This window comes from Nocardioides sp. NPDC087217, from assembly GCF_044744805.1.
GTDB lineage: Bacteria > Actinomycetota > Actinomycetes > Propionibacteriales > Nocardioidaceae > Nocardioides.
Genome location: NZ_JBIUZB010000002.1, coordinates 497266 through 509765, shown reverse-complemented (window position 1 = coordinate 509765; position 12500 = coordinate 497266). Strand labels below are relative to the sequence as shown.

At 71.4% G+C, this 12500-nt stretch carries 9 protein-coding genes and 1 riboswitch; of the genes, 2 read left to right on the top strand and 7 right to left on the bottom strand.

Annotated features, from left to right (window positions below; genetic code table 11):
* Positions 1–95: 95 nt before the first annotated feature.
* Positions 96–242, bottom strand: a riboswitch (FMN riboswitch).
* Between the two features lie 50 nt (positions 243–292).
* The 4 genes from rpe to ACIO3S_RS09750 form a co-directional block, all read right to left on the bottom strand.
* The gene (gene rpe, locus ACIO3S_RS09765; protein WP_201451031.1) at positions 293–961 is read right to left on the bottom strand and encodes a ribulose-phosphate 3-epimerase; all 669 of its coding nucleotides are present in this window, start codon (positions 959–961) and stop codon (positions 293–295) included.
* A gap of 28 nt (positions 962–989) precedes the next feature.
* Positions 990–1610, bottom strand: a complete 621-nt coding sequence (locus ACIO3S_RS09760; RefSeq protein WP_400462347.1) for an HAD family hydrolase — start codon at positions 1608–1610, stop codon at positions 990–992.
* A gap of 125 nt (positions 1611–1735) precedes the next feature.
* Positions 1736–3865: an alpha/beta fold hydrolase gene (locus tag ACIO3S_RS09755; protein ID WP_400462344.1), complete on the bottom strand. Its 2130-nt coding sequence runs from the start codon at positions 3863–3865 to the stop codon at positions 1736–1738.
* Between the two features lie 73 nt (positions 3866–3938).
* Positions 3939–5039, bottom strand: a complete 1101-nt coding sequence (locus ACIO3S_RS09750; protein WP_400462341.1) for a class I SAM-dependent methyltransferase — start codon at positions 5037–5039, stop codon at positions 3939–3941.
* 132 nt (positions 5040–5171) lie between these two features.
* Between ACIO3S_RS09750 and ACIO3S_RS09745 the strand changes: the two genes are divergently transcribed.
* Positions 5172–7886: an ATP-binding protein gene (locus ACIO3S_RS09745; RefSeq protein WP_400462338.1), complete on the top strand. Its 2715-nt coding sequence runs from the start codon at positions 5172–5174 to the stop codon at positions 7884–7886.
* A 36-nt stretch (positions 7887–7922) separates the two neighbouring features.
* On the opposite strand, the gene ACIO3S_RS09740 is transcribed toward ACIO3S_RS09745, so the two are convergent.
* From ACIO3S_RS09740 to ACIO3S_RS09730, 3 genes are read right to left on the bottom strand one after another with little or no spacing between them, the layout of a single operon-like run.
* On the bottom strand, positions 7923–8945 hold the full coding sequence (locus ACIO3S_RS09740; RefSeq protein ID WP_400462336.1) for an alpha/beta fold hydrolase: 1023 nt from the start codon (positions 8943–8945) through the stop codon (positions 7923–7925).
* A 34-nt stretch (positions 8946–8979) separates the two neighbouring features.
* On the bottom strand, positions 8980–9129 hold the full coding sequence (locus ACIO3S_RS09735; RefSeq protein WP_160023869.1) for a hypothetical protein: 150 nt from the start codon (positions 9127–9129) through the stop codon (positions 8980–8982).
* A complete protein-coding gene (locus tag ACIO3S_RS09730; RefSeq protein ID WP_141793671.1) occupies positions 9095–9529 on the bottom strand; it encodes an Ohr family peroxiredoxin in 435 nt (144 codons plus the stop codon). The genes ACIO3S_RS09735 and ACIO3S_RS09730 overlap by 35 nt, the downstream gene beginning before the upstream one ends.
* A 166-nt stretch (positions 9530–9695) precedes the next feature.
* On the opposite strand from ACIO3S_RS09730, the gene ACIO3S_RS09725 reads away from it, so the two are divergent.
* Positions 9696–12401, top strand: coding sequence for an ATP-binding protein (locus tag ACIO3S_RS09725; protein ID WP_400462331.1), 2706 nt, complete (start codon positions 9696–9698; stop codon positions 12399–12401).
* Positions 12402–12500: the final 99 nt, after the last annotated feature.

Sequence of the window (12500 nt, the reverse complement as noted above, 5' to 3'; positions counted from 1 at the left end):
CATCTGATCCCCTCTGGTCCGTCTCACGGACTCCGGGGTCAGGCCGAGACATCGCGCCGCGCCCTGTCGAATCAGGGCGCTCACGACGAATCGGGCTGCGTGCGTCTTCCCATCCGGACTTTAACCGTCGGTCCAGGAGTTTCACCTGGTCAACCGATGACTGGCTGCCATCGGGTCGCGGACTTCTGAACTTTCGTCCAGTCACCGCCGGCTCGGAATTTCACCGACCCCAGAGCACGCGAGCACAAGCTCGTCTTCAACCAGTGTGCCACACCCGTGGCACGACGCCTGATCAGGCGTCGACTGCTGAGACGGCCTTGTCGCGCAGGGCGTTGACCATCGCATCCGGGTCTGCGGCCGAGTAGACGGCGGAGCCGGCGACGAAGACGTCGGCTCCCGCCTCGGCGCAGCGCTCGATGGTCTCCAGCGAGACGCCGCCGTCGACCTGCAGCCAGGTCTCGACACCGTGCTTGTCCATCAGCGAACGGGTCCGGCGGATCTTGGGCAGCACCAGGTCGAGGAACTTCTGCCCGCCGAAGCCGGGCTCGACGGTCATCAGCAGCACCATGTCGAGCTCGGCAAGCATGTCCTCGTAGGGCTCGATCGGGGTCGCCGGCTTGAGGGCCATCGAGGCGCGGGCGCCCTTGGCGCGGATCTCGCGCGCCAGCCGGACCGGCGCCTTGGTGGCCTCGACGTGGAAGGTCACCGAGCCGCAGCCGGCCTCGACGTACGCCGGGGCCTCACGGTCGGCGTTCTCGATCATCAGGTGGGCGTCCAGCGGCACCGAGGTGGACCGCGCAAGCGCTTCGACCATCGTCGGCCCGAAAGTCAGGTTGGGCACGAAGTGGTTGTCCATCACGTCGACATGGACCCAGTCGGCGCTGGGGATCCGGGCGACTTCCGCCCCGAGGGCTGCGAAGTCGGCGTTCAGGATGGACGGAGTGATCTGGATGTGGCCCACGGAAGGCACCCTAGATGACCCCGAGGGCTCAGAGGTCAGCCAGGTCGGCGTACGTCAGCCCCTCGAGCGTGTCCCGGAAGACCCGGCGCTCGCCGGGGGCGACGGGGACATGGTTCTCGACTACCAGGACGGTGCAGCCGGCGGCCTCGGCGGAGCGCGCTCCGGTGTTGGAGTCCTCGACCGCGATGGTGTCCTCGGCCGCGACACCGAGGGCAGCGGCCGCGGTGAGGTAGGGCTCGGGGTGGGGCTTGCCGTTGCGGACCATGTCGCCGGTGACGATCACCTTGAAGGTGCCCTCCGGGAGCTGCTGGAGGATGGGGCCGACGAACCGGGCGTACGACATCGTCACCAGCGCGCACGGCACGCCCTGCTCGAACAGGTCGGTGAGCAGCTCGCGCGCTCCGGGTCGCCACGGGACCTCGCGCTCGACCTGCTCGACCACGCCGTCGAGGAGCATCTCGACGATCTCCTCGGGCTCGTGAGGAAGCCCCATGCCCTCCTTGACCAGGCGCGCCGACTCGATCAGCGCGTTGCCGACCAGCTCCATCGCCTGCTCCTCGGACCAGGTCGCCCCGAAACGCTCGGCGATGGCGTACTCCGCCGCGATCCAGTAGGGCTCGGTGTCCACCAGGGTGCCGTCCATGTCCATCAGGATCGCGGCCGGGAAGTCCCCGGACGGGCTGCCAGGTGCCTGGTTGGTGTTCAGCGTAGCCTCCGGTGGAACGAGATCGGGTCGCGATGCGGGACCAACCCTAAGGCCTGCCGACGGCAGGATCAGAGAAGGTCGGCGACCAGAGCGGCGGCGCGACGGGCGCCGTCGGTCTCGACCGGTCGGCTGCGGGGCTCGCGGCCGATCTCGTCGGCGATCGCTCGCGCGAGCGTGTCGGGGGTGAGGTCGTCGTACTCGAGACAGCGTCCGGCGCCGTACTGCTCGAGCCTGTGGCGTACGTGGATGTTCTGCTCGAAGTGGTGGCGCAACGGCACATAGATGAACGGCGTGCCGGCGGCGGTCAGCTCCATCGTGGTGGTCAGCCCGCCCTGCACGATGGCAAGGTCGCAGGCGCCGAGCAACCGGTAGAGGTCCGGGACGAAGCCGAGCACCTTGAGCCCGGGGCGCGCTCGGACGACGCTGGCCTCCAGGCGCGGCCCCGTCACGACGACCATCCGAAGGCCCGGCACGGCCGCGCGGGCGGCGTCGTACGCGTCTTCCACCCGGCGGAGCAGGTGGCTGCCAACGCCGGACCCGCCGACGGTGACCACGCAGACCCGCTCATCAGGTCGCCAGCCGAGCTCCCGTCTCAGCCGCGCCCGATCGGCGATTGAACCCGGGTCGATCCCGGTGACGTAACCGCTGAAGTCGTAGTGCTGCCGGGTCCAGGCGGAGATCTCAGGCAGGTCGTCGCCGAAGTAGCCGGGCACGACGTCCTCGGGGTTTCCGACGAAGACCGCGCGGTCGCGCAGCCGCGGATGGCGCTCGACGTGCTCGAGCATCTCGGCGTTGTGGTCGGCGATGACGAACCGTGCCCGCTCGTCGTCGTCGGGCATCGGGAGGAAGCCGACGAAGTCGGTGAGCCACGCGTAGCCGAAGCGCTTCAGCTCGGGGTTCTCGTGGAGGAAATGGTCGACGTCCCAGGCCTCGTCACCGACGACGAGGTCGTAGTGCTCGTCGCGGACGACGTCATCGAAGATCATGAAGTTGTTGACGAGGACCTCGTCCATGCGCCTTATCGCGTCGAAGACGTGCAGGTCGTGCTCGCCCGACTCCTCCTCGATGTGGCGCGACTCGTTGGCGAGCCACCTGCTGGCTGGATGGACCCGCTCCCCGGCCGCCTCGAGGACCCGGGTCACCGGGTGCTGGGCGAGCCAGTCGACCTGGACGTCCTCGTGGCGCTCCCGGAGAGCCTGCGCGATCGCAAGGTCGCGGCGGGCATGACCCAGCCCGATCGGCGAGGAGAGGTAAAGGACCTTCTTCTGCCGGTGGGACGCGCGGACCCAGGTGCGACTCGCCGGCGGAGAGGGGTGGACAGCGTCCGCGAAGTCCTTGATCAGGTGATTGATCTTGACCGGGTCGCGGCCCACCGGACCGTGCCCGCTGCCCTCGAGCAGTACCAGCGATCCCCCGGTGAGCTCGACGAGGCGCTCACTGATCGCGACCGGTCGGATCTGGTCGTCGGTCCCGTGGATCGCGAGGACCGGACACTGGACGCGGCCGCAGATCTCCTCGACGGAGGCGCACGTCACCCCGTCGCACCCCAGCCGTGCCGCCGTGGAGTCGGCGACGACCTGCGGCGTCGTCTCGTGCGCCCAGGCGATGCAGTCCTCGATCTGTTTGGTCGAGTGCGGCTCAGGGAACATCTTGGCGAAGAAGAACTCGAGGAAATCGTCATAGCCGCCCTCGAGCCAGTAGTTCCGGTTGTACTTCGCCCATCCGTCCGTGGTGTCGAGGCGGGCGTCCCAGACGAAGGCGTCCCGCTCCTGGACGATCGGGAAACCGCAGGCCGCCCCGATCGCGACCAGTCCGGCCACCCGGTCCGGATGGTCCGCGGCAAGGTGCAGACTCCACGCGACCCCGCAGGACAGCCCCACGACGACGGCCCGGTCGGTGCCGGTGGCGTCCAGGACGGCGAGGGCGTCCGCGGCGTACGCCTCGTTCGTGTACGCCGCCGCACCCTCCGGCCGGTCGGACCGGCCGTTGCCGCGACCGTCGAAAGTGACGACTCTGAAGTGTCGCGCCAGGTAGCCGATCTGCGCCTTCCAGAACCGGGAGTGGATGATCGTCCAGGTCGGCATCAACACGATGGTGCGGTCGTCCGGGCCGGCGGTCGTTGCACCGTAGACCTCGTAGTGGACCTTGACGCCATCCGTCTCCACGTAGCCGTCGGCGTCGGGCTCGCATGCCCTCATGGCCCCAGTGTGACTCGGTTGGGCCCAGTCGCGCCGGGCTTCGACCGAGCGACGAGCCGCGCCAGCCTCTCGCTCACGGCCGGACCTCGTAGACACGGTTGAACGGGGTCTCGGACACGCCCTCGAACCGGGTGAACCCGGCCGCGATCGTCACATCGCGGATCCGAGCCGGGCCGGCCTGGGTCCCCAGCGCGAGCCCGACGTCCTGGGCGAGCGAGCTGGGCGTGCAGAGCAGCGTAGAGAAGCCGTAGTAAGCGCGGCCCACCGCGTGCAGGTTGTCCTCGACGTGGTCACCGGCGATGGGCTCGACGACCATCCAGGTGCCGTCCTCGGCGAGGGACTCACGGACGTGCCGCGCCGCGCCGACCGGGTCGCCCATGTCGTGCAGGCAGTCGAACATGGTGACGAGGTCGTAGTCGCTGCCACCGAACGCGGATGCCGGGGCGACCTCGAACCTCACCCGGTCCGCGACGCCCGCGGCCGCGGCGCGCTCGCGCGCGGTCTCGATCGACGCCTCGTGGTAGTCCCACCCGACGAACCGAGAGGCGGGGAACGCCTGCGCCATCAGGATCGTCGAGGCACCGTGGCCGCAGCCCACGTCGGCCACCGTCGCGCCGCGCTCGAGTTTCTCGACGACGCCGTCGAGGGCGGGCAGCCACTCGGGGATCAGATGGGCGTTGTAGCTCGGGCGGAAGAACCGCTCGCAGCCGACGTGGACGTCGGCGTCGTGCTCGTGCCATCCGTAGCCGCCGCCGTTGCGTGCGGCCTCGAGGATGTGCGAGGCGTCGTGGACGGTGCCGAGCGCGATCTGGAACATGCCGGGCAGGAAGGCCGGGCTGTCTTCGACGGTCAACGCCACCGCGTGCTCCGGCGGCAGCGTGAACCGGCTGGTGGCCGGGTCGTAGGTCACGTACGAGCCGGCGGCCTGGGCATTGAGCCACTCGCGGGCGTACGGCTCGCCGGTGGCGGTCCGTGCGGCGAGCTCGGCCGGGGTGCTCGGTCCGTTGGCCGCGAGGTCGCGGTAGTAACCGAGCTTGTCGCCCATCACCACCAGAGCGGCGTTGAGCGTCGCACCGACCTCGTCCACCGCGCGGAAGACGAAGGCCATCAGCTTGTCCATGTCGATCTCGACCTCGTTCGTGCCCGGGGTCATGGCGTCATCAGTAGTGGTCATGACGGGAACGCTAGGAACGCCTGGCATGTCCCCGCGTCAGGTGCCCCACCTAGTCGCTCTGGGTACCCAGGACCAGGTAGGGCGCTGTTCGGTCGTGGGATCGGCACGGGTGCCCGCTCCTAGACTTCCCGCGTGCTCATCGGACGAGAGGCGGAGCAGCGGGTCGTGGACCAGCTCTTCGCCGGTGCGAGGATCGGCCGCGGTGGAGCGCTCGCGATCACAGGCGAGCCGGGCGTCGGCAAGACCGCGCTGCTCGAGGACGCGCTCGATCGCCTGGAGGGCGTCCAAGTCCTGCGCGCAACCGGTACGGAGGCAGAGCAGGACCTCGCGTTCGCCGGGCTCCACCTCCTGCTCCGTCCGGCGTTCCACCTCCTCGACGCGCTGCCAGATCCGCAGGCAGCAGCACTGAGCCGCGCACTCGCCCTCGAGGCGGGCACCGCCGGCGACCGGTTCGCCATCGGCGCAGCGACCCTCGCGCTGCTGTGCCGGTACGCCGAGCACGCGCCGATCGGCGTCGTCGTCGACGACCTGCAATGGCTCGACCGACCGTCCGCGGAGGCTCTCGCCTTCGCCGCCCGCCGGCTCGACGCGGACCCCGCCGTCGTTCTGCTCGCCGGCCGATCCGGAGCTTGCGACGGCCTCCTCGACGGCCTCGATGTACTGGAGCTGTCAGGCCTGGACCCGGCGGCGTCCGACGACCTCGTGCGCTCTCTGGAGGTCACGCCACCAACCGAGGAGCAGGTGGCGCGGCTGTTCGCAGCGACCGGTGGCAACCCTCTCGCCCTTCTCGAGCTCGGACGCAACATCGAGCTGCTCGACGACCGGGCCCCGGGACTCCCGCCGGCGCTGCCCGCCACCCTCGCGGCCGCGTTCTCCCGGCGGCTGGCGGAGCTCGGCCCGGGATCTCGGACCGCCCTGCTCGCTGCCGTGGTCACCAACGGTGACCTCCACCTCACGGGCGAGGTCTGCAAGCGGCTCGGTCTCGACGTCTCCGGCCTCGGTGCCGCCGAGCGCGCAGGGCTGGTCGTCGTGACGAGCAGCCGCGTCGACGTACGACACCCGCTCGTCCGCGCGGCCGTCTACGCAGAGGCCGACGAGACTCTCCGTCGATCCGTCCACCTCGCTGTGGCCGACCTGCTGCCGGACGACGCGGAGCGACGGGCGTGGCACCTGGCCGAGGCCACCTGGGGTCCCGACCCGGAGGTATCGGGCCTGCTCGAAGCCGCCGCCGACAGCGCGAAGACCCGCACGGCGTACACCGTCGCGAGCACCGCCTACGAGCGCGCGGCGCGGCTGAGCACGGACACCGACCGGTGGCACCTCATGCTGTGCGAGGCTGCCGAGGCAGCGTGGACCGGAGGCCTCCATGACCGAGCGGTCGCCCTGCTCGACGAGATCGAGACCCGGCCGGTCCCAAGCGGCACCCGCTCGCGCACTCTGCGGATTCGGGCGCAGATCGCGGCGCGGAGCGGGTCGGTCGCCGACGCCGTCCGCATCCTCGAGCGGGCGGCGCCCGACGCGCCCACTCCCGATGACACCGTGCTCCTCCTCGCCGAGGCGCTGCATGCTGCCTTCTACCTGGCCGACGCAGCGGTATCGATGCGCCTCGCCACCTCCCTGCTGGCCGCGGTCGCCGGCGCCGAATCGCCCCGCGCCCGCGCCATCGGGCTCGCTGCGGCGGGGATGGCGAAGGTGCTCAGCGGCGAGGGCGGGCTGGCGGAGATCCAGGCGTCGGTTCCGCTGCTGGCCGCGCACGCCGACCCGGTCGAGCATCCCGAGGCGCTGCCGTGGCTGCTGACGACACCGTTGTTCCTCCGCGACGCGGAGACAGGAGCCGACCTGCGCCGGATCGTCGACGACGTCCGGTCCCGCATGGGCGTCGGTCTGCTGCCCAACGTGCTGTTCCACGTCGCCCGGGACCAGGCGACGTCCACTGCCTGGTCCCGGGCCGCCGCCAACTACGAGGAGGCGATCCGGCTTGCTCGCGAGACGGGTCAGGGCACGGATCTCGCCATGTCCCTCGCCGGGCTCGCCTGGCTCGAGTCCCGACAGGGTCGGGGCGACTCCTGCCGGGAGCATGCGTCCGAGGCCGTGCGACTGTGCACCCGACGGGGCATCCGCATGGGCGAGGCCTGGTGCCTCTACGCCGTCGGCGACCTCGAGCTCGTTGAAGGTGACCCCCGAGCGGCCACGAAGACGTTCCTCGACCTCTCGCGGCGGCTCGACGAATGGGGCATCGCCGACCCAGACCTCTCCCCCGGCGCAGAACTGGTGGATGCGCTGCTCCGTCTCGGTCGGCCCGCCGACGCGGAGGCCGAGGCCCAGCGGTACGCGGCCGCGGCACGCGCGAAGGGTCGACCCTGGTCGGTCGCGCGGGCGCACCGGGCGTTGGGAACCGTGGCGGACCAGCAGTCCTTCGACGAGCACTTCGAGACGGCCATCGAAGGTCACGCTGACACCCGTGACCTGTTCGAGGCCGCGCGGACCCACCTCGCGTACGGCGGCCGGCTCCGGCGCGCGGGACGCCGCGTCGACGCCCGCTCACACCTGCGTACCGCGCTCGAGTCCTTCGACGACCTCGGCGCCGACCCGTGGGCCCGGACCACCGCGGCCGAGCTGGAGGCGACGGGTGAGAAGGTGGCGAGGCGGGAGGCGTCCGGAGCGGCGTCCCTGACGCCGCAGGAGCTGCAGGTGTCGCTGCTCCTCGCCGAGGGCCGCACGACTCGTGAGACCGCGGCCGCCCTCTTCCTCAGCCCGAAGACCGTCGAGTACCACCTGCGGAAGGTCTACACGAAGCTGGACATCCACTCCCGCGCCGAGCTCGCCGAACAGCTCCTCGGCTCGTGAGGGTCACACCTCGCCCTGCGGGGCCTCATGCCGACCTCACAGCCTGTCCGCGTCGAGGACCGCGCGGGCGAAGTCGGCCGGAGCCTCCTGGGGAACGTTGTGGCCGATCCCCGGGAATGTGCGGTGCTCGTACGGCCCGGTGAAGTGGTGGCGGTAGCCCGCTCCCTCGCCGGCCGGCGTGAAGGGATCGGCGGCCGGGTCGATGGTGATCGTCGGGACCGCGATCGGCGGGGCCGCCGCGAGCTTGCGCTCCAAGGCGTCGTACCGGCGGGCGCCGTCGGCCAGGCCGAGGCGCCAGCGGTAGTTGTGCAGCACGATGTCGACGTAGTCGGGATTGCTGAACGCCGCGGCCGTGCGGGCGAAGGTGGCCTCGTCGAACGCCCAGGTCGGGGAGTTGAACCGCCACACGAGTCTGGCCAGGTCGGTGCCGATCTTCGGATCGGCGAGGCCCTTCGCGCCGCGCTCGGTGGAGAAGTAGTACTGGTACCACCAGGCCCATTCCGAGGCCGCGGCGATCGGCGCGCGCTGGGCCTCACGGTTGGTGATCAGGTAGCCGGTCACCGACACCAGCGCCTTGACGCGCTGGGGCCAGATCGCGGCGATGATGTCGCCCGTTCGCGTACCCCAGTCGTAGCCGGCGATCACAGCCCGGTCGATCCGCAGCGCGTCCATGAAGTCCTTGATGTCGAGGGCGATCCGGGACTGCTGTGCGTTGCGGAAGGTGTCGGGTGAGCGGAACGTCGTCGTGCCGAAGCCCCGGAAGTACGGCACCAGGGCTCGGTAGCCCTGCTTCGCCAGGATCGGCGCGACCTCGGCATAACTGTGGATGTCGTAGGGCCAGCCGTGCAGCAGGATCACCGGCTGGCCGTCGCGGGGCCCGAGGTCGACGTACCCGACATTGAGCTCGCCGGCATCGACCTGGAGGACGTCCGCGAACGACGTGCTCGCTCGTCCAGGGCGTACCGGGCGAGCAGCCGCCATCTCCCCGGTCGCTGCCAGCGCCGCTGTCGAGGTCGCGGCCAGGCCGACCGCCTTGGCAAAGGTCCTGCGGTTCATCATGGTCATTCCGCCTTTCGCTCGGGTCTGGATGTGGTCACACCTGGAACGGGTTCGGGCCCTCGAACCAGCCCAGGGCCGCGTACGCATCGCGGATGAGGGCTTGGGCGGCCCGGCCGAGCGCGTCGCTCGGCTCGGGCCGCCACTCGTCCTCAGGCGACGCGGGCGAAGAAGTCCACGTCGACATTGCCCGTGATGGCCTTCGAGTACGGGCAGATCTGGTGGGCACGCTTGGCCAGCGTGCCGATGGTCTCCTCGTCCAGCCCGCCGACGACGATCTCGAGCTCGGCGCTGAGGAAGAACTCCTCGGTCGGGTCGGTCGTCTCGGCGTGGTTGAGGGTGACGTTCGCGGTCACCTGGATGCTGTCGAACCGGATCCGCTCCTCGGCGGCCGCCCGGCGGAAGGCACCCATGAAGCAGGCCGACCAGCCCGCGGCGAAGAGCTGCTCGGGGTTGGTGGCGCCGCCGGCGCCGCCGAGCTCCTTCGGGATGGCCAGGCCGAGATCGATGAGGCCGTCGGGGGACGCGAGGTGGCCGCCGTTGCGCCCCTCGCCGGTCGCGGTCACGGTGCCGGTGTAGCTCGCCATGTCACTTCTCCTTGTGGTTCTGGGTGGGTGTTGCTCGGTGACGTGACGACTTTCGCCGGGGACTCACGGGCCCGGCGCCAGGGATACCCACTGGTCGACTCCCTGGGCGACCCGGGAGAATGAAGGGGCTCCACTGGTGCTGACCGACTCGAGGTGTCGATTGAAGATGGGGATGCCCCTCACGGGGCGGCGGGCCGAGCAGGAGGCATTGGACCGGCTGGTCCGCGGCGTCCGAGCGGGCGAGAGCCGAGTGCTCGTCCTGCGTGGCGAGGCCGGCACCGGCAAGACCGCACTGCTCGACTACCTCGCCGACCGGGCCGGGGGCCGGGTGATCCGAGCCGCGGGTGTCGAGCCCGAGTCGGAGATCGCGTACGCCGGCCTGCAGCAGCTCTGCGCTCCCCTGCTGGATCATCTGGACCGGCTCGCCGAGCCACAGCGTCAGGCGCTCTCCACCGCCTTCGGCCTCAGCGCCGGCGAGCCCCCGGAGGCCCTCGTGGTCGGGCTCGCGGTGCTCGGGCTGCTGGCGGAGGCCGCGACCGACGAGCCGCTGGTGTGCGTGGTGGACGACGTGCAGTGGCTCGACCGGATGTCGGAGGTGATCCTCACCTTCGTCGCCCGCCGGCTCGACGCGGAGTCGGTCGCGCTCGTCTTCGGGGTTCGCAGTCCTGATGACGAACAGCTGCTGCCGGACCTTCCGGAGCTGCGGATCGAGGGGCTGGCCGACGCCGATGCCCGGCTCCTGCTCGAGTCCGTGCTGCCGGGACCCGTCGACGCACGGGTCCGTGACCAGATCGTCTCGGAGACCCGCGGGAACCCGCTCGCGCTGCTGGAGCTGCCACGCGGGCTCACCTCGGCGGAGCTGGCGTTCGGGTTCGACGGCCAGAGCGCCAAGCCCGTGGCCAGCCGCATCGAGCAGGGCTTCCAGGAGCGCATCGCCACGCTCCCCGAGCAGACCCGTCGGCTGCTGCTCACCGCGGCCGTCGAGCCGGTCGGCGACGTCACCCTGCTGTGGCGCGCGGCCGAGCGACTCGGGCTCGACCTGGACGCCGCCGCCCCGGCAGAGGACGCCGACCTGATCTCGATCGGGACCAGGGTCCGGTTCCGTCATCCACTGGTCCGCTCGGCCAGCCGGCGCTCGGCCGGGCCCGCCGCCCTCCGGGCCGTGCATCACGCGCTCGCGCAGGTGACCGATCCCGCGCAGGACCCCGACCGGCGGGCCTGGCATCGCGCACACGCCGCGATCGGCCCGGACGAGACCGTCGCCGCCGAGCTCGAGGAATCCGCCGACCGGGCGTTGGCACGGGGCGGACGGGCCGCCGCGGCCGCATTCCTCGAGCGGGCGGTCGAGCTCACCACCGACCCGGCGACACGAGCCGGGCGCGCCCTGGCCGCGGCCGAGGCGCGGTTCGCCGCCGGGGCGATCGCGGAGGCCACGCAGCTGCTCGACACCGCCGAGATCGGGCCTCTCGACCCTGCCCAGCTCGCCCAGGTGCAGCGTCTGCGCGCCCGCCTCGCGTTCGCACTCAACACCGGACGGTCCGTGGTGCCGCCGCTGCTCGAGGCGGCCGGTCGGCTCGAGCGGCTCGATGACGGGCTCTCCCGCACGACGTACCTGGCTGCCATCGCGGCCGCGATCAACGCGGGAAGGCTGGGCGGCGACGATCTGCGCCGGGCCGCTCTGGCGGGCCGTGGCGCTCCTCGTGGCGACGATGCGGTCGGTCTTCTGCTGACCGGGCTGAGCACCTGGGTGCTCGACGGTCACGCCGCCTCCGTGTCCCTGCTCGCCGACGCCGTCGAGGAGATCGGGATGGAGACCGATCTCGAGCTGGCCTGGCTGAGCAGTGCGGTGACCCACGAGGTCTGGGACTCCGGGGCCTACTTCGGGCGCTCCGAGGACCTGCTGAGCCACGCCCGCGCCAGCGGGCGGCTGTCGTTGCTGGCGGCCGCGTTGAGCTTCCGTGCCACGGCCCTGATCCACGCCGGCCGCTTCGAGGAGGCCGCCACGATCCTCGATGAGGCCGACACCCTCGGCGCCATGGTCGGCGTGGAGCCCCATCCCGCGAGCGGGGTGATCCTGGCCGCCTACCGCGGGCGCGAGGAGGAGGCGACGGCCGCCATCGACGCCGCCCTCAGCTACGCGCGATCGTCCGGGGTCGGCTGGAACCTGGGGGTGGCGGCGTACAGCCGGGCGGTGCTGTCGAACGGCCTCGGTCGCTACCGCGAGGCGCTCGCGGCAGCGCAGGAGGCCATCGAGTTCGAGGACTTGGCGGTGATGCAGTGGGCTCTGACGGAGCTCGTCGAGGCGGCAGCCCGCAGCGGGGCCGACGACGTCGCGGCGGCGGGGCGCGACCGGCTCGTCGCACGCACCTCGGTCGTCGACTCGCCGTGGGCCCGCGGCACGGCGGCCTACGCCGACGCGCTGACCGACACCTCCGGCGAGAGCGAGAAGCACTACCACACGGCGATCGACGAGCTCACCTCGGCGGGCATGACGCTGTACGCGGCTCGGGCCCAGCTTCTCCTGGGCGAGTGGCTGCGCCGGGAGAACCGTCGCACCGAGGGTCGTCAGCAGCTCCAGGCGGCGCATGAGCTGTTCGCGAGCATCGGCGCCGAGGCGTTCGCCGAGCGAGCAGCCCGGGAGCTGGCGGCGACGGGCGGGGTCGCCCGGACACGTACGCGCGGAGCCGAGGTCGACCTCACCGCGCAGGAGGCCCAGATCGCGCGGCTGGCCGCTGCCGGACGGACCAACCCGGAGATCGGCGCAGTGCTGTTCCTCAGCCCGCGGACCGTCGAGTGGCACCTGCGCAAGATCTTCACCAAGCTCGACATCTCCTCGAGGCGGGAGCTGGCCGCGGCCCTGCGCGACCAGTGAGCCGGGCACCGGCCAGGGTGCACCCCAGGGCATCACCCTGGTGCCGGACGGGCACCCGTGCCGGAAGTCTCCTCCTGTGCCCGAACCGAGCGGGCCCAT